The sequence below is a fragment of the Yoonia sp. genome (assembly GCF_046498525.1).
Taxonomy (GTDB): Bacteria; Pseudomonadota; Alphaproteobacteria; order Rhodobacterales; family Rhodobacteraceae; genus Yoonia.
Genome location: NZ_JAWOAN010000026.1, coordinates 1 through 16,803 on the forward strand (window position 1 = coordinate 1; position 16,803 = coordinate 16,803).

The following is a 16,803-nucleotide window of genomic DNA, read 5'->3' on the forward strand; positions in this document are numbered from 1 at the left end:
TATGCGCTGGCGTGTTGGGCCTGCAAGGCCTCCAAAGTGGCATCAAACGCCAGCATGATCGATGCATGGCGGTTTTTGTAATCCTTGGCCGGTTTTAGCACTTCCAGATCACTGAATGGTGGCGCAGGTACGGGTCCATCGGATTTCAGCATGGCAAATAGCGCGTCACGTCCCGTCTGCACCTGATCCGGGGTCAGCCCGACAATATGTGCACCGACAACAGCCGCCGCCGCCTGGCCCAGGGCACAGGCTTTCACATCCTGCCCGTAGTCGGTGATCACCCCGTCCTTCACGTCAACATCAACAGTCACGGTAGACCCGCAAAGCGGCGCACGTTTCTTGGCCGTAGCCGTCGGGTTTTCCAGACGGGTCGTGCGCGGCATATCGGCGGCAAGCGCCAGAATGCGCCCCGAGTAGAGTTTGATGAGATCGTTTTCCGCTGACATCGCGTTGCCCTTTCGACTACTCCTCACTAAATAGTGCTGACTGCTCCGCTTGCAAAGGTTTTTGATATGCCATTCGATCCCACGACCCTTAGGTATAATGACGCAGGTCTGATCCCCGCGATTGCGCAGGATGCGGCAACACGTGACGTTCTGATGATGGCGTGGATGAATGCGCAAGCGGTGGCGCAAACCCTGAAGACGGGCCGCGTGACCTATTGGTCTCGGTCGCGCCAGGAATTCTGGATCAAGGGCGAGACCAGCGGCAACACGCAGGAGCTGGTTGATTTTCGCGTGGATTGCGACCGTGATTGCCTGCTGGTGATGGTCAATCAGGTCGGGCCCGCTTGCCACACGGGGCGGCGGACATGTTTTTATACCGAAGTTCAGGACGGTGAAGAGATCGAGATCGCAACACCTATGGCCGGTGGTTAGTCTATAAAACCGATCATCTGTTTGATGTCAGCCGGTGTTGCCCCTTCATCGCGGTATTTGGCGATCGCCTTGGATTTGTCAATCTTGGCCAACCGCTTGCCGCTGTCGTCCGTGACGAGCCTGTGATGATGATAGACCGGCGTCGGGTATTCCAACACATGCTGCAGCAAGACATGCAAAGGCGTCAGATCATGCAGGTCGGTGCCGCGCACGACATGGGTGATGCCTTGCGTCGCATCATCATGGACACACGCCAGATGATAGGCCGGATCACCGCTGTCTTTACGCCTCAGGATCGGATCACCGATTTCATGGACAAGCTGTTCAGGCGTCACGTGCACCTCTCTTGCTTCACCCGCACCTGTCTCTTGGTACGTCAAAGGGCCCCTGACGTGCTGCAATGCTTTGCCGATATTCAGCCGGACCCCATCACTCGGCTTTGCGTTTTTCATGTGCCTATTGCGGCATGTTCCGGGATAGACCATCCCATCCGCCCCCGATGACGCGCGGGCGTCGATGATGTCGCGCCGCGTACATCCGCAGGGATAGACAAGGTCCTTGCGGGCAAGCTGCGCAAGAACGGCATCGTATTGCGCGTAATGTTCCGACTGCCGGCGCACAGGGGTGGGCCAAGACAAGCCAAGCCAAGCGAGATCCCGATAAATCGCGGCCTCGTACACGGGCCTGACCCGTGTACTGTCGGTATCTTCGATCCGCAGAAGCGCCGTTCCTGCCATATCGCGTGCGACTTTCCACACGGTCAGCGCCGAATAGGCGTGCCCCAGATGCAAGGGGCCTGTGGGCGATGGCGCAAAGCGGGTGATCATCTGCCCGTCGTCACCGCGCCGCGATCAGGCGGCGTCTTGTGCTGTTTGCCCCAGCCACGCTTGCCAATCTATCTTGGCGCGGTCGGTGTAAGCCTTGTAACGGTCCTTGCGATTGCGCCGTCCGCCCTTGATGCCATCAAGAGGCGGAAATAGCCCGAAATTGACATTCATCGGCTGAAACGTCTTTGCCTCTGCGCCGCCGGTGATATGCGTGACAAGCGCACCCATCGCCGTGGTGTCCGGAACAGACGCAAGCGTCTGGCCTGTCATTTCGGCCACTGCCATCCGCCCGGCAAGCAAACCCATTGCAGCGCTCTCGACATAGCCTTCGACGCCGGTGATCTGACCGGCAAAGCGGATATTGGGACGGCTGCGCAGGCGCATCTGGTCGTCCAAGAGCGTCGGCGAGTTGATGAATGTATTGCGGTGGATACCGCCCAAACGCGCAAATTCCGCATCTTCAAGACCGGGAATTGTTTTGAAAACAGCCTTTTGCGCGCCATACTTCATCTTCGTCTGAAAGCCGACGATATTGTAAAGCGTGCCCAGTGCATTGTCGCGGCGCAACTGCACCACCGCATAGGGCTTGTTTTGCGGGTCGTTGGCATTGGTCAGTCCGACAGGCTTCATCGGCCCGAACCGCAGGGTTTCACGACCACGTTCCGCCATAACCTCGATGGGCAGGCACCCGTCGAAATAGCCTGCAGTCTCGCCTTCCTTGAATTCGGTTTTATCGGCAGCCAGAAGCGCATCGATGAACGTCTCATACTGGTCCTTCGTCATCGGACAGTTCAGATAGGCGGTGCGTTCTTCTTCGGTTTCGCCCTTGTCATAGCGCGACTGCATCCATGCCACGTCCATGTTGATGCTCTCGTGGTAGACGATCGGCGCGATGGCATCAAAAAAGGCAAGGGCGGCGGCACTGGTTTCGGCCTGAATAGCCTCGGCCAGGCTGCCAGAGGTCAGTGGCCCTGTCGCGATGATCCACTGGCCGTCTTCAGGAAGGGCTGTAATCTCTTCATAGGACACAGAAATGTTCGGGTGCGCCAAGAGTGCCGCTGTCACGCTTTCCGCAAAAGGGTCACGATCCACGGCAAGTGCACCACCCGCAGGCAAACGGTGCTGATAGGCGGTTTGCATGATCAGGCCATTCGCCTGCACCATTTCCCAATGCAGCAACCCGACGGCGTTCTGTTCATGGTCATCCGAGCGGAAAGAGTTCGAACATACCATCTCGCCCAGATTGCCGGTGCGGTGCGCGAAGGTTTCGACCTTTGGCCGCATTTCATGAATGTTGACTTTCAGGCCAGCGTTCGCCGCTTGCCAAGCTGCTTCCGATCCGGCCATACCGCCGCCGATGATATTGAGTGTTTTATCCATATGCGTGATCTAATCCGCAGCCCGGTAAAAGAAAAGGCCCGCGACAATCCGCAGGCCTTTTGATTTATTCTGCGACGGGCGTTACGTCTTCGTCACCCTGATCGGCGATCCAGGCGACGCTGACAACCGTTTCGCCTTTGCCGGTGTCAAAGACCTTCACACCACCTGCGCCACGCGACCGGAAGGAAATGCCCTCAACGGGCACCCTGATGGATTGACCGGTCGATGTGACCAGCATGATCTGATCTGACATCTCAACAGGGAAGGATGTCACCAAAGGCCCGCCGCGCATGGCCTTATCCATCGCGGCCACACCCATGCCGCCGCGTCCGCGCACAGGATAGTCATGGCTGGAGGACAGTTTGCCGGACCCCTTTGCCGTAATCGTCAGGATCAGGTTTTCAGCGGCCGACATTTCGGCATAGCGTTCAGGGCTGATCGCACCGGGGGTGGCCTCTTCCTCGTCGTCGATCTCTGCATCATCGGCCAGACCTGCCATCGCGCGGCGCATTTTCAGATAGGCGGCGCGTTCTTCGGCCTCGGCCTCGAAGTGGCGGATAATGGACATGGACACGACCTTGTCGTCACCTTGCAGCCTGATTCCGCGCACACCGACAGAGGACCGCGAGTTGAAGACCCGCACATCTGTGGCCGGGAAGCGAATAGCACGGCCACTGTCGGTCACCAGCATCACATCGTCATCGTTTGAGGCGATGCGCGCGTTGATCAGTGTGGTGCCCGCGTGTTCATCCTCGAATTTCATCGCAATCTTGCCGTTACGCATGACATTGGTGAAATCCGACAGCTTGTTGCGGCGCACAGTTCCGGCAGAGGTTGCAAAGACAACTTGCAGGTCGGCCCATTCTTCTTCGGGCCGGTCAACGGGCATGATGGCCGCAATCGAAACACCCTGCGGAATGGGCAGGATATTGACGATCGCCTTGCCTTTGGCGGTCCGACTGCCCAGCGGCAGACGCCATGTCTTGAGTTTGTAGACCATACCGTCTGTCGTAAAGAACAGCAGTTGCGTATGGGTATTGGCGACAAAAAGGGTCGTCACCACGTCCTCTTCCTTGGTCGCCATCGACGATAGCCCCTTGCCACCGCGACGCTGCGCGCGAAAATCTGCAAGTGCCGTGCGTTTGATATAGCCACCAGAGGTCACGGTCACGACCATGTCCTCTTTCTCGATCAGATCTTCGTCTTCCATGTCGCCGGACCAATCGACGATCTGGGTGCGGCGGGGCACGGCAAACAGGTCGCGGATCTCTTGCAGTTCGTCGCGGATGATCTGCATGATGCGTTCGCGTGATCCCAGAATCTCGAGATATTCGCGTATCTTGCCCGCCAATTCCTGCAATTCGTCCGTCACTTCGGTGACGCCGATCTGGGTCAGCCGTTGCAGACGCAAATCCAGAATGGCGCGGGCTTGCGTTTCGGACAGGTTATAGGTGCCGTCATCGTTCGCCGTATGCGTCGGATCATCGATCAGCTTGATATACTCAAGGATGCTTTCCGCCGGCCAGCGCCGTGTCATCAGCTTTTCGCGGGCTGTGGCGGCATCGGCAGACGACCGGATCGTGGCGACGACTTCGTCGATATTGGTGACAGCCACCGCCAAACCACATAAGACATGCGACCGTTCGCGGGCTTTGCGCAATTCATAGGCGGTGCGGCGGGCGATCACATCTTCGCGGAAATCCACAAAAGCGGTCAGGAACGCGCGCAGGGTCAGTTGCTCGGGCTTGCCGCCATTCAGGGCCAGCATATTGCAGCCGAAGTAGGTCTGCATCGGCGTGAAACGGAAAAGCTGGTTCAGCACGACCTCGGCGGTCGCATCGCGCTTGAGTTCCACGACAACCCGCACGCCGTTACGGTCGGATTCGTCCTGCACATGGGCAATGCCTTCGATCCTCTTGTCGCGCGCGGCCTCTGCGATCCTGTCGATCATCGAGGCCTTGTTCACCTGATATGGAATTTCGTTGATCACAATCGCATAGCGATCCTTGCGGATCTCCTCGACTGCGGTTTTGGCACGGATGATCACCGAACCTCGCCCTTCAAGATAGGCTTTGCGCGCACCGGTCCGGCCAAGAATGATACCGCCCGTCGGAAAATCGGGGGCGGGAATATATTCGATCAATTCTTCGGACGACAAATCCGGCGTATCGATCAGCGCAAGTGTCGCATCAATGACTTCGCCCAGGTTGTGGGGCGGAATATTCGTGGCCATACCAACGGCAATGCCGCCGGCACCATTGACCAGCATATTGGGATAACGGGCCGGCAGCACCGTTGGCTCGCGGTCCTTGCCGTCATAGTTGTCCTGAAAATCAACGGTATCCTTGTCGATGTCAGCCAGCATATAGGCCGCGGGCTTGTCCATCCGGACTTCGGTATAACGCATCGCCGCAGCACGGTCGCCATCCATTGAGCCGAAGTTGCCCTGACCGTCCAAAAGGGGCAGGGACATGGAGAAATCCTGCGCCATGCGGACCAGCGCATCATAGATCGCACTGTCACCATGGGGGTGGTATTTACCCATCACATCACCAACGGAACGGGCGGATTTGCGATAGGGTTTATCGTGCGTATTTCCGGCCTCATGCATGCCGTAAAGAATCCGGCGGTGCACGGGTTTCAGCCCGTCGCGCAGATCCGGGATGGCGCGCGACACGATGACGCTCATCGCATAATCAAGATAGCTGGTCTTCAGCTCGTGTTCGATCGTGACCGAAGGACCGCTATACGCCGAGGGCACTGGCGGGGTTTCTTCTTCGTTTTCAGGTGTTTCTGGGGTGTCGCTCACGTGATCCGCCTGTTGAATATTGGACTGCTATATTTGGTTATCCGCACTCTATCAGACACTTGATATAGCGCGCAACGGCGGATGCGCCTTGGTATTGGCAGCCACCATAATGGATTGATAACATACTGTTTTTATTGACACAAATATATCAATGGCAATCATGGACTCAGCCGATAGCAAAATCAAAGGAGAAGCGATGCCTTCAGAGACCGAACTTATGCTGAAAGGTTACGGGCTGACCACTGCCGAAATGTTCTATCACATGCCCGACCACCCGCATGTGCTGAACACTTTTGTCTGGCAAGGCTACGACCTTGCCCCGGATCATGATAAACTACTGAAATTTATCAGTTTCTGGCATGATGAATTGGATGGACCACTACATTCGGTCCGGTTTGTTCACCGTAAAATGATCAGCCCCGGAGAGTGGCGGCATGTCACCGGTGAATTTACCTACCACTAGGCGCTAATACTGGCCGGTGGCGGGTTGCGGAATCATCGGGATGTCGCGCGCTGCTGCATTGCAGGCAGAGAGTGTCAAAACGGTGATCAGCAGGATGAAATGCTTTTGCATAGAGTGACCCTTCGTCGTCTGGACGCAAATTAAGCCGGCAAACTCATTTGGCAATCAAGATAACGCCACATTTCCTGTTTTTACTTAACCTGCACGTTTGATCATCCCGAAAAGGTCACGCGGATCATCAGGGTCGGCGATCAGGTCCAGATCAATATAGAAGGGTGTGTCCTTAATCTTCTGGTGGACGTAGCGCAGCGCGCTGAAATCCTCGATTGCAAAGCCAACCCCGTCAAACAGCGTCACTTCACCCGCAGATTGCCGCCCGGTCTGCTGCCCGGTGATCACCTGCCAAAGTTCTGTCACCGGATGATCCGCAGGCATCTGCTGGATTTCGCCCTCGATCCGTGTTTGCGGCGGGTATTCGACAAAAACAGAGGACCGCGCCACGATATCGCGGTGCAGTTCGGTCTTGCCGGGACAATCGCCGCCGATCGCGTTGATGTGCACGCCTGCGCCGACCATGTTGTCGGTCAGGATCGTCTGCATATCCTTGTCGGCCGTGGCGACGGTGATCACATCAGCGCCTTCGATCGCCTCTTCCGGTGTCGCACAGGGGGTGATCTGAAAGCCCAATCCGGCAAGGTTTTTCATACATTTTGCGGTCGCCGCATCGTCGATATCGTAAAGGCGGATGTTGTCGATCCCGCACACTGCCTTGATCGCCAGACACTGGAATTCCGATTGCGCGCCGTTGCCGATCATCGCCATCGTTTTCGCATCAGGTGCTGCAAGATGCTTGGTCGCGACCGCAGACATCGCACCGGTCCGCAGCGCGGTCAGGATGGTCATTTCCGAAAGCAAGAGCGGATAGCCGCTATAGACATCGGACAAGACGCCAAAGGCTGTCACCGTTTGCAGGCCCTCTTTCATGTTCTTGGGGTGGCCGTTGACGTATTTGAAACCGTAGAATGCGCCATCAGAGGTCGGCATCAACTCGATCACCCCGACATCGGAATGGCTGCCGACACGCGGGCTCTTGTCGAACAGGTCCCAGCGGGTGAAATCGGTTTCGATTTCCCGCGCAAGATCCGCTAGAAAGGTCTCGATCCCCACATGATGAACCAAGCGCATCATGTTATCGACGCTGACAAACGGCACCATGGCCAGATTGGAGGCTTTGAGGCTCATTTCTTGTCCCTTGTTGGGCGGTCGAACACACGGCGACCAAGGAGTGAGGCCGTCAGATCGACCATAAGGTTCGCGGTCTTGCCGCGATCATCGAGAAAAGGGTTCAGCTCAACAAGGTCGAGCGATGTCACAAGATCACTGTCGGACAGGATTTCCATCACCAGATGCCCTTCGCGCACGGTTGCACCGCCCGGAACGGTTGTGCCGACAGCCGGAGCAATGGACGGATCGAGGAAATCGACATCCAGCGACACATGCAGCATCCCGTTCACTGCGGCCACGCGGTTAAGAAAAGCCTTCAGCGGCGCGCTGATCCCTTCTTCGTCAATCCTGCGCATATCGACCAATTCGACATCTGCAGCCGACAAAATGGCATGTTCAGCCGCGTCAACCGAACGCAGGCCAATCATGCAGATGTTGCGTGTTTCGACTTTGGCGGGCAACGGCGGGAAAGCGTCAAACCCGTCGCGCCCTGTCACGTAGCCAACGGGCGTGCCATGCAGGTTACCGCTGTCTGTGGTTTCGGGGGTGTGGATATCGCTATGCGCATCGAGCCAGAGCGCAAAGAAGGGGCGGCCCTGCGTTTGCGCATGGGCCGCCATACCCGCCACGGTGCCCGCAGCCAGCGCATGATCGCCACCCAGAAAAATCGGCATCCCGCGCTTGGCGGTGTCTTGCGCCGCTTCCATCAGGGTATGGGTCCAGCCGACGTTTTCGGCCAGCTTGTGCACCAGTGGATTGGCTGGTGCCGCAACCGTGACATCCTTTGGCGCAAGATTGCCCACGTCTTCGACGGTATGTCCCAGCTTGGTAATCGCCTCGGCAATTCCGGCGGTGCGCAAGGCGTCGGGCCCCATCAGGCAGCCCCGGCGGCGTTTGCCACAATCAACGGGCGCGCCCACGAGTATACAGTTTTTTTGTGTCATGGATGCAGTATTGCCCGAAACAGGGGATGGGATAACCCGCCATATTGTGCAAAATGGTGATCTATTTGACAAATTGGGTGGTCGAAATGGACGAACTGGATAATAATCTGATCGCAGCACTCAAAAACAACGGGCGTGCTTCGCTTTCGGAACTTGCCAATCGGCTTGGCGTGACCCGCAGCACCGTCCGCGTGCGCCTTGATAGACTGGTGCAGGGTGGTGAGATCGCGGGGTTTACGGTCCTGACGCGCTCTGATGTGCGGCCCGATGCGGTCCGTGGATTAATGATGCTGGAAATCGCCGGGCGCGGTGCGGAAAAGACCATGAAGCAGTTGCAACGCATGTCCGAGGTACAGGCGGTGCATTCGACCAACGGCACATGGGATCTTATCGCGGAAATCGGGACCGGCACGCTGGAACAGTTCGATCAGGTGCTTTTCGCGATCCGCCGCCTTGAGGGCGTTACACGGTCCGAGACGAACCTGTTGTTGTCGACCCGGCGCTAAGGCGCACGGCGATGATCCAGCAGATCATCAAGCCAAAGGACGCAATCGCGTTCCAACTGGCCATGGACAGGGTGAACAATTCCCAACTGACCTGATCGCACATCACGACACGCGGCCCGGTGATCGTCAGCAGATCGGTACCGCTCAGCCCTTCAAGGCCACCGCCACCCGAGCAACTGGTCGGACCTTCCCACCAATCGCGTTCAACGCCTGTGTGGAATACCCCGATCCCCCCGGTCGTTGCGGCCGCGCCCGCACCAAGCACCGGCAGAAACCGCCCCGGAACGCGCAGCGCCAGTACCCCGATCAGGATAGCTGCCACATGTGGCCAACGCTGCCAAAGGCACATCGCACAGGGCGGATAACCCAAGGCCTGAAAAATATAAGCACCGGCCAGAAGTGCTGCAGAACCGCCTGCGGACAATATGATCATCAGGTTTCGCGTCATAACATTCCTATCATTGCAAATCCGCCGATCAGCAATACGCAAAAAAGGATAAACATCAATCCAAGTCGCTTCTCGATGAAGTCACGGATAGGTGCGCCGAATTTCCACAACAAAGCCGCGACAAGGAAAAACCGCAGTGCGCGTGCAAAGATTGACGACACGATAAAGACAGGCAGCGGCAGGCCCGTCACACCGGACGCAATGGTAATGACCTTGAAAGGCAGGAAGGTCACACCTGCGACCACGACGGCCCACGCGCCATATTCGTTGAAAACTGCTGACATTTCGTCAAAGCTGTCGGCCTTGCCGTAGACTTCGAGGATCGGTTGTCCGACCGTTTCCATCAAAGCAGCGCCGATGTAATAGCCAAATAAACCGCCAGCGACAGAGGCAACGGTGGCAACGCCCGCAATCACAAATGCACGTGACGGCCTGGCGATGATCATCGGGATCATCAATACATCCGGCGGGATCGGGAAAAAGGACGATTCCACAAAAGAAACGATCGCCAATGCCCAAAGCGCATGTGGCGACTGCGCCAGCGAAATTGTCCAGTCGAATAGCCTGCGTAACATGCTTTGCCCGTTTGTTTCATGTGCTTAGGCCATGCGCAGCCGCCATCGTCAAGCTTGCTCATGGCGTGCTTTGTTTCTAACAAATCGCGATTGACGCGCCGCGGCTTGCGCATTAGGACAAGCGCTGTTGCCGATGTGGCGGAATGGTAGACGCAGGGGATTCAAAATCCCCCGATAGCAATATCGTGAGAGTTCGAATCTCTCCATCGGCACCACTGGTTCTGCGTGCAGGGTCATGCACGGACCACTACCATAAATTGTGGCCCTACCATTCATCACCACAAAATGAGCATTTTTTAGTCGTTCTATGCGACGTTTTATGTTTTACCCTCCGCAGAACAAACAGTGACGATGCATGCAGTTGTCAAAACTGGAAGCCGTCCGATGCACGGGTCCTTAAGTGGTCCCGATTGAGTATGTGGCAGGCTGAGGTTGTTGTTCAGCCGCGTAAAAAAAGAGCGAGTTTGATGTTTGAGGCATTCTGGGTAGACGGACGATGACAGGTTTCACACTTGATTGGTCATCAATGCGATTGGACGGGATCAACGTCTTGACCGCTTTGGGAGAGACCATGGAAATCGACATTGCGACAGCAGCGGGAGGCATGGACGATGCGCTCTGGGTCAAAAGCTGTGAAGGCCAGCCTGCGCTGATGGCAGACTTGAACCGTGGCCCGCTTAGGATCGAACTCCGGTTTCAAGAAATGGTCGGGGCGGTGTCATTCGCGCTTGTTGCGGTATCACAAGACGGCAGCATCGGGTCTTCTGTTCTTGCTGAAGGTGTCGAACTCGTCGCGCAGGATCGCGATGGTCAAGATGTACCCGTTCTTTGCGGGATGCAGGGCGCAGAAAGTGATCATAGCCCTGTTTCAAACATGCCCAAAATCATGAACGTCACAATCCCCGGACCGGTTGCTTCGCTGACACTCTCTTTCAACATGCCGCACGATACCAAAGCCGCAGGTTTCGTGGGTGTCGGCAACATGACATTCGATCTGGCGGCACCCGAAGAAGCGGATGATAGCGAATTTGACATCCTGAATCTGATTGGTGCCGATGTCGATTTCATTACATTTGACGCCAGCGCGCCGGAAAACGGTATCGTCACGTTTACAAACGGGCAAACCATCGCCTTTTCCGAGATTGACCGAGTCGTGCCGTGTTTTACGCCAGGCACGGCCATTGCGACACCCAATGGCGAAATTGCTGTTGAACAACTCAAGACCGGTGACCGTATCCTGACCCGCGACAACGGCATCCAGACGATCAACTGGGTTGGAACCAAACGTCTGGATTTCGCGGCGTTGAAGGCGGCACCGCAATTGCGACCGATCAAAATCAAAGCGGGTGCTTTGGGCGATAACATGCCCGAACGCGATATGCTGGTTTCGCCCAGCCACCGGATGCTGATCGTGTCACATCAGGCCGAACTCTATTTCAGTCAATCGGAAATACTGGTCGCGGCCCAGCATATGCTTGCCATGGACGGGATCGAAGTGTCCGAGCAGCCCTATATCACCTACATCCATATCATGTGCGAAAACCATGAAATTGTGTTGTCCGACGGTGCATGGAGCGAAAGCTTTCAACCCGCTGATTTCACATTGAAAGGATTTGATTTGGAACAGCGCGCGGAACTGTTCGCCTTGTTCCCCCAGCTTGAAACCGCAGAAGGTGTGGCGGCTTACGGGGCTGCACGTCGCACGCTCAGCCGCCGCGAAGCGAAGCTTTTGTTCAAGGCGTAGACGCGCGCCACCTGTCCCAGTCTTCGGGGGTATCAAGGTCAAACCGCGCGCGGTTGTCAGGCAAGGGGACCAGATAGGTCTTGTCCCGGAGTTTTTTAACAAGGCTTTCCCCACCCCCGTCACCCGCAAGATCAGCAAAAGCTGGACGCAACGATGCATCAAACAAGATCGGATGGCCCGGTTTGCCTACTGCTGTCGCACCCCGCCAGACAATATAGTCCGGCTGGGCTGTGCGAGCTTTGAGAACTGCCAGAAGGTCGGACGACTCCAAAGCGACAAGATCGGCGAGGGTGATCATGAAGGCAGGTGCATCCGGCAGGCATCGCACGGCGCCGCGCATCGTTCCTGACATGCCTTCCGCAGATTCACGTACCGTCATGACCGTGGCGTCGAGTTCGGCAATCGCCGCCTGTCTTGCTGGCGCATTCGGCGGAAGTGCTACAAAAACCGGTTGCCCGACCTCAAGCGCCATCAGCACCTGCCGGCGCAGCAACGATATGCCGCCCACGTCCTCCAGCAGTTTGTCACGCCCGCCCATACGCGATGATCGACCTGCAGCAAGGATCAGGATCGGGATCATCCGCGCATCACTGTGCCTTCAGGGTCAAAAAGAGGCGTTGTCAGGCGTCTTGCCCTACGCAATTGTCCCATGATTTCAATCTCGACCTCCAGATCGTCCGACGCAAGTGCGCGTGGGACAAGCGCAAGGGCGATCGACTTGCCTGCATGGTGTGAATAGCCACCGGAGGTGCAGAACCCCTGCACCTTGCCATCAATGAACACCGGTTCGTAGGCGACAACATCGGCGTCATCGGCATCAACCTCGAACGCGACCGATGTGCGGGCAGGGGGATTGGCCCGCTCGGCCTCGGCTGCGGCACGCCCGATGAAATCAACGTTCTTGCTGAAGCTGATAAAACGGTTCATCCCGGTTTCAGCGGCGGTATAGTCCGGCGAGAATTCCGACAGCCAAGCGCCGAAAAACCGGTCCAGCCGCAGCGACATCATCGCACGCATCCCGAACGGCGTGATGCCCATCGGCTGGCCCGCCTGCCAAAGCGTCCACCAAAGCTGGCGCTGGTCCATCGGATCGCAGTAAATCTCGTATCCCAGATCGCCTGTGTAGCTGACGCGCTGCACGATGCAGGCAACTTGTCCGATTGTCATGAGGCGGACGTCCATGAATTTGATCCCGTCCACATCATCCCGGGTGCAGGCCGCCAGCAGATCATGCGCCCTGGGTCCGGCAATCTGGAAACCGGTGCGCCGGTCAGAAATATTTTCGATGTGAACGTCAGGACCGGCGTTTTGCATGAACCAGCGATGGTGAATCGCCTGTGCGCCATAGCTTGCCGTAAGCTGGAAATCGTCTTCCGTCAGGCAGGAGACTGTGAAATCGCCCAGCAACTTCCCCTTGGGTGACAGCATCGGCGTTAGTGACATGCGCCCCGGTTTCGGGATGCGGCCCGCCATGATGCGGTCAAGCCAAGCGCGCGCGCCTGCGCCTGTGACGGCGAACTTTCCAAAATTCTGTACTTCATTGATGCCGACGCCGCTGCGCACGGCCTGAACCTCGCGTGCGGTGGCGGCAAAGGCATTTGAACGGCGGAATGTCGGTGTTTCATAGTCGGGTTCGTCATCTTGGGCAAAGTAATTGGCCACCTCCAACCCGAATTGATGGCCCCAGACGGCACCCAGATCACTGAAGATATCGTACATCGGGGTCGTGCGATGCGGGCGGGCCGCGGGCAGTTCCTCGTTCGGATAGCTGACCGAAAAGCGGTTCTGATAGTTCTCGATCACCTTGGGGCGCGTATAGCCCGGCGTGATCCATTTGCCGTAGCGGCCCACATCCATCGCCGTGACATCGCGCTCGCATTCGCCTTCTACCATCCACTGCGCCAGCATGAGACCCACACCACCGCCCTGGCTGAAACCGGCCATGACGCCGCAGGCCGACCAGTAGTTCTGCAAACCGGGGACCGGCCCGACCAGCGGGTTACCGTCAGGGGCAAAGGTAAAAGGGCCGTGGATCACCGATTTCACACCCGCGCGCTCCAGTACGGGGAAACGCCGGTAGGCAAAGGCGATGGAGTCTTCGATCTTATCAAGGTTGTCGGGCAACAACTCGTGCCCGAAATCCCAAGGCGTGCCATCGACCGCCCAAGGCTCGCAGGTTTGTTCGTAGAAACCGATGCACAAGCCCCGACCTTCCTGACGCAGATAGCTTTCTCCGGCAGGGTCCATGACATGCGGATGTTCACTGTCGCGTTCGTAAATTTCGGGCAGATCGTCTGTGACGATATACTGATGCTCCATCGGATGCAGCGGAACGTAAGTGCCCGCCATCGCCGCCACTTCGCGCGCCCAAAGGCCGGCGGCATTGACCACATGTTCGGCATGGACCGTGCCTTTGTCGGTCACGACATCCCATGTGCCATCAGGGCGCGGGTTCGTTTCGATCACCTTTGTGTGCAGCTTGATCGTGGCCCCACCCATGCGCGCGGCCTTGGCATAGGCGTGGGTTGTGCCGGATGGGTCCAGATGCCCGTCCAGCGGGTCGTATAGCCCGCCGACAATCCCGTCGAGGTTCGTGATCGGCGCAATTCTGGCAATCTCTTCGGGGCCGACAATCTCGGTCTCGAGCCCCATATAGCGGTGCTTGGCGCGCTCGGCGACCAGCATGTCAAAGCGGTCCTGATTGTCCGCCAGCGTGATGCCACCGACATGGTGCAGGCCGCAGGACATGCCTGTGATCTCTTCCAATTCGCGGTAAAGCTTGATCGTATAACCCTGCAAGGCCGCCATGTTCGTGTCGCCGTTGAGTGTATGAAACCCGCCTGCGGCATGCCATGTGGAGCCGGACGTGAGTTCCGACCGCTCTATCAGCATGACATCGGACCAGCCCAGTTTCGTCAAATGGTACAACACCGAAGCGCCGACAACGCCGCCCCCGATAATCACAACTCTGCTGGTGGTTTTCATGGCGCGCTCTCCTGTCTTGCTGTCCCACACTACCGTGCCGAAAAATCCACATGCGGTTCAGAAAACGACACTGTTTGTCGGTGAATGGCTATCGTTCGCGCCTACCATTGCAGACGGTGGACACGTCATCAAACGAAAGGTTTTCCGGATGCGCACCCATGCCCAAGCCGTCGTCATCGGAGGCGGCGTGATCGGCTGTTCAATCCTTTATCATCTGGCCAAACTGGGATGGACCGATGTTGTGCTGCTGGAACGGGACGAACTGACATCCGGATCAACATGGCATGCGGCCGCCAACATTCACGGGCTTCACGATAGCACCAATATCAGCCGCATTCAGCATTATACGATGAACCTCTATAATGCGCTGGAAGAAGAAACAGGGCAATCTTGCGGTGTTTTCCAGCCCGGATCCCTGTATCTCGCGCAGACCGAGGCGCGTGAACATCAGCTTCGGCTGCAAGCAGCCAAGGCCAAATTCTACGGCATGAATTTCTACGAGGTTGACCGCGCCGAGGCCGAGCGTCTGCACCCGCTGGTCGATTATGATGGTATCCGTTGCATCATGTATGAACCCGACGGCGGCAACGTCGATCCATCGGGTGTCACAAACGCCTATGCGATCGGCGCAAGGCAGAAGGGGGCGGAGATCTTGCGCTTTACGCCGGTCACCGCAACCGTGGCGCAGCCCGACGGCACATGGATCGTCGAAACACCGAAAGGGAATATCAGCACCGAATGGGTGATCAACGCCGCAGGGCTTTGGGGGCGCGAGGTGGCCAAGCTGGCAGGGATCGAACTGCCGCTCTTGCCGACCGAACACCAGTATTTCGTCACCGAAACAATCGCCGAGATCGCCGCGATGGACCGCCGCCTGCCATCCGTCGCCGATCGCGATGGCGAATACTATCTGCGTCAGGAAGGGCAGGGCCTGCTTGTCGGTGCCTATGAAAAGGATGTGCGCTTCTGGGCCGAAGACGGCACGCCGCAAGGCTTTGGTCATGAACTTTTTGCAGATGATCTGGAACGGATCGAAGACAACATGATGCGCGCGATCGACCGCGTGCCAGCGGTAGGCGAGGCGGGGATCAAGCGGGTCATCAACGGCCCGATGATCTGGTCGCCCGACAGCAATGTGCTTTATGGTCCACATCCTGACTTGCGCAACTATTTTTGCTGTAACGGCATCATCCCCGGCTTCAGCCAGTCGGGTGGAATGGGGCTGATGACCGCGCAATGGATCATCAACGGCGAAAGCGACTATGACATGTTCGCGTGGGATGTGGCGCGGTTCGGCCCTTGGGCCGATGCCAAATTCACCAAGGCGCGTGTCGGTGACCAATATGCCAAACGCTTTGCGATCCATTTCCCCAATGAAGAACGCGCCGCCGGTCGGCCTGTGCGGGTGCGCCCCGCTTATGAGACACAAAAGGCCATGGGCGCTGTGTTCGGGCTCAACTACGGATGGGAACATCCGCTTTGGTTTGCCGACACGCCGGGCACGGAGGACACCAACGGGTTCACACGCCAAAACTGGTTTGAACCCGTTGGCCGTGAGGCGAGGATGTTACGCCAAACCGCCGGTATCATTGATATTTCCAATTTCGCAAAATGTTTTGTCCGTGGCCCGAATGCGGCAGACTGGTTGAACGCGGTCTTCGCCAACACTATGCCCAAGGCTGTGGGGCGGTCCTGCCTGACGCCCTTGATCGGCGTCAACGGCGGGATTGCGGGTGATTTCACAGTCACGCAGCTTGCCGAAGACGCATTCATGATCATCGGAGGGGGTGCTGCGGAACGTTATCACCAGCGGTTCTGGAAGGAAGTGGCACTGCCAGCGGGGACAACATTCGAAAGCCGGACAGATGCAATGTGCGGATTCAATGTGGCAGGCCCGCAATCGCGCGCTTTGCTCGCCCGCCTGACAAATGCCGATCTGGGCACCGAAGCCTTTCCCTTCATGCGTTCACAGCAGATCAGTGTCGCCGGTGTCGATGTGATCGCTTTGCGTGTGTCGTTC

15 protein-coding genes and 1 tRNA gene are annotated in these 16,803 nt (G+C 57.4%); 6 read left to right on the forward strand and 10 right to left on the reverse strand.

Annotated elements, in window-relative coordinates; all coding sequences use genetic code 11:
* The coding region (locus R6T97_RS01785) for an iron-sulfur cluster assembly scaffold protein (RefSeq protein ID WP_410347599.1) at positions 1–446 on the reverse strand (446 nt) is incomplete at its 3' end.
* Positions 447–512: 66 nt separating this feature from the next.
* Between R6T97_RS01785 and hisI the strand changes: the two genes are divergently transcribed.
* Positions 513–878 (forward strand): phosphoribosyl-AMP cyclohydrolase, encoded by a 366-nt coding sequence (gene hisI / locus R6T97_RS01790; RefSeq protein WP_410347600.1) that lies wholly within the window; start codon positions 513–515, stop codon positions 876–878.
* Here hisI and gluQRS read toward each other — a convergent pair.
* From gluQRS to gyrA, 3 genes are all read right to left on the reverse strand, one after another.
* Complete coding sequence (gene gluQRS, locus R6T97_RS01795; RefSeq protein WP_410347601.1) at positions 875–1,705, reverse strand: tRNA glutamyl-Q(34) synthetase GluQRS; 831 nt, start codon at positions 1,703–1,705, stop codon at positions 875–877. The two genes, hisI and gluQRS, sit on opposite strands and share 4 nt — an antisense overlap.
* Before the next feature lie 24 nt (positions 1,706–1,729).
* Positions 1,730–3,085 (reverse strand): methylenetetrahydrofolate--tRNA-(uracil(54)-C(5))-methyltransferase (FADH(2)-oxidizing) TrmFO, encoded by a 1,356-nt coding sequence (trmFO, locus tag R6T97_RS01800; RefSeq protein ID WP_410347602.1) that lies wholly within the window; start codon positions 3,083–3,085, stop codon positions 1,730–1,732.
* Between the two features lie 64 nt (positions 3,086–3,149).
* Positions 3,150–5,894 carry a DNA gyrase subunit A gene (gene gyrA / locus R6T97_RS01805; protein WP_410347603.1) on the reverse strand — a complete coding sequence of 915 codons (2,745 nt, stop codon included), beginning with the start codon at positions 5,892–5,894 and terminating at the stop codon, positions 3,150–3,152.
* A gap of 196 nt (positions 5,895–6,090) precedes the next feature.
* Here gyrA and R6T97_RS01810 point away from each other — a divergent pair, with 196 nt between their 5' ends.
* Positions 6,091–6,357: an usg protein gene (locus tag R6T97_RS01810; protein WP_410347604.1), complete on the forward strand. Its 267-nt coding sequence runs from the start codon at positions 6,091–6,093 to the stop codon at positions 6,355–6,357.
* Between the two features lie 195 nt (positions 6,358–6,552).
* Here the strand turns inward: R6T97_RS01810 and R6T97_RS01815 are convergent, their stop codons facing one another.
* Positions 6,553–7,599, reverse strand: a complete 1,047-nt coding sequence (locus R6T97_RS01815) for an ornithine cyclodeaminase (RefSeq protein WP_410347605.1) — start codon at positions 7,597–7,599, stop codon at positions 6,553–6,555.
* Positions 7,596–8,525 carry an arginase gene (rocF, locus tag R6T97_RS01820; RefSeq protein ID WP_410347606.1) on the reverse strand — a complete coding sequence of 310 codons (930 nt, stop codon included), beginning with the start codon at positions 8,523–8,525 and terminating at the stop codon, positions 7,596–7,598. The genes R6T97_RS01815 and rocF overlap by 4 nt, the downstream gene beginning before the upstream one ends.
* An 86-nt stretch (positions 8,526–8,611) precedes the next feature.
* Between rocF and R6T97_RS01825 the strand changes: the two genes are divergently transcribed.
* A complete protein-coding gene (locus R6T97_RS01825) occupies positions 8,612–9,031 on the forward strand; it encodes an Lrp/AsnC family transcriptional regulator (protein WP_410347612.1) in 420 nt (139 codons plus the stop codon).
* On the opposite strand, the gene R6T97_RS01830 is transcribed toward R6T97_RS01825, so the two are convergent.
* Together R6T97_RS01830 and R6T97_RS01835 are read right to left on the reverse strand one after the other, a co-directional pair.
* The gene (locus tag R6T97_RS01830) at positions 8,988–9,479 is read right to left on the reverse strand and encodes a disulfide bond formation protein B (protein ID WP_410347607.1); all 492 of its coding nucleotides are present in this window, start codon (positions 9,477–9,479) and stop codon (positions 8,988–8,990) included. The two genes, R6T97_RS01825 and R6T97_RS01830, sit on opposite strands and share 44 nt — an antisense overlap.
* The gene (locus tag R6T97_RS01835; protein ID WP_410347608.1) at positions 9,476–10,054 is read right to left on the reverse strand and encodes a YqaA family protein; all 579 of its coding nucleotides are present in this window, start codon (positions 10,052–10,054) and stop codon (positions 9,476–9,478) included. Before R6T97_RS01835 ends, R6T97_RS01830 begins: the two co-directional genes overlap by 4 nt.
* Positions 10,055–10,183: 129 nt before the next feature.
* Between R6T97_RS01835 and R6T97_RS01840 the strand changes: the two genes are divergently transcribed.
* Together R6T97_RS01840 and R6T97_RS01845 are read left to right on the forward strand one after the other, a co-directional pair.
* Positions 10,184–10,269, forward strand: a tRNA-Leu gene (locus R6T97_RS01840).
* Between the two features lie 281 nt (positions 10,270–10,550).
* A complete protein-coding gene (locus R6T97_RS01845) occupies positions 10,551–11,798 on the forward strand; it encodes a Hint domain-containing protein (RefSeq protein WP_410347609.1) in 1,248 nt (415 codons plus the stop codon).
* Here R6T97_RS01845 and R6T97_RS01850 read toward each other — a convergent pair.
* Positions 11,788–12,378, reverse strand: a complete 591-nt coding sequence (locus R6T97_RS01850; protein WP_410347610.1) for an NTP transferase domain-containing protein — start codon at positions 12,376–12,378, stop codon at positions 11,788–11,790. The two genes, R6T97_RS01845 and R6T97_RS01850, sit on opposite strands and share 11 nt — an antisense overlap.
* A complete protein-coding gene (locus tag R6T97_RS01855; RefSeq protein WP_410347611.1) occupies positions 12,375–14,783 on the reverse strand; it encodes an FAD-dependent oxidoreductase in 2,409 nt (802 codons plus the stop codon). The genes R6T97_RS01850 and R6T97_RS01855 overlap by 4 nt, the downstream gene beginning before the upstream one ends.
* A gap of 148 nt (positions 14,784–14,931) precedes the next feature.
* Between R6T97_RS01855 and R6T97_RS01860 the strand changes: the two genes are divergently transcribed.
* Positions 14,932–16,803 (forward strand): FAD-dependent oxidoreductase (locus R6T97_RS01860; protein WP_410347613.1); only part of this gene is annotated, 1,872 nt, incomplete at its 3' end.

Excerpts from the sequence above, each read along its gene's own strand:
- hisI (WP_410347600.1), top strand. The coding sequence starts at position 513 with ATGCCATTCGATCCCACGACCCTTAGGTATAATGACGCAGGTCTGATC.
- gluQRS (WP_410347601.1), bottom strand. The coding sequence starts at position 1,705 with ATGATCACCCGCTTTGCGCCATCGCCCACAGGCCCCTTGCATCTGGGG.
- trmFO (WP_410347602.1), bottom strand. The coding sequence starts at position 3,085 with ATGGATAAAACACTCAATATCATCGGCGGCGGTATGGCCGGATCGGAA.
- R6T97_RS01810 (WP_410347604.1), top strand. The coding sequence starts at position 6,091 with ATGCCTTCAGAGACCGAACTTATGCTGAAAGGTTACGGGCTGACCACT.
- R6T97_RS01815 (WP_410347605.1), bottom strand. The coding sequence starts at position 7,599 with ATGAGCCTCAAAGCCTCCAATCTGGCCATGGTGCCGTTTGTCAGCGTC.
- rocF (WP_410347606.1), bottom strand. The coding sequence starts at position 8,525 with ATGACACAAAAAAACTGTATACTCGTGGGCGCGCCCGTTGATTGTGGC.
- R6T97_RS01825 (WP_410347612.1), top strand. The coding sequence starts at position 8,612 with ATGGACGAACTGGATAATAATCTGATCGCAGCACTCAAAAACAACGGG.
- R6T97_RS01830 (WP_410347607.1), bottom strand. The coding sequence starts at position 9,479 with ATGACGCGAAACCTGATGATCATATTGTCCGCAGGCGGTTCTGCAGCA.
- R6T97_RS01835 (WP_410347608.1), bottom strand. The coding sequence starts at position 10,054 with ATGTTACGCAGGCTATTCGACTGGACAATTTCGCTGGCGCAGTCGCCA.
- R6T97_RS01845 (WP_410347609.1), top strand. The coding sequence starts at position 10,551 with ATGACAGGTTTCACACTTGATTGGTCATCAATGCGATTGGACGGGATC.
- R6T97_RS01850 (WP_410347610.1), bottom strand. The coding sequence starts at position 12,378 with ATGATCCCGATCCTGATCCTTGCTGCAGGTCGATCATCGCGTATGGGC.
- R6T97_RS01855 (WP_410347611.1), bottom strand. The coding sequence starts at position 14,783 with ATGAAAACCACCAGCAGAGTTGTGATTATCGGGGGCGGCGTTGTCGGC.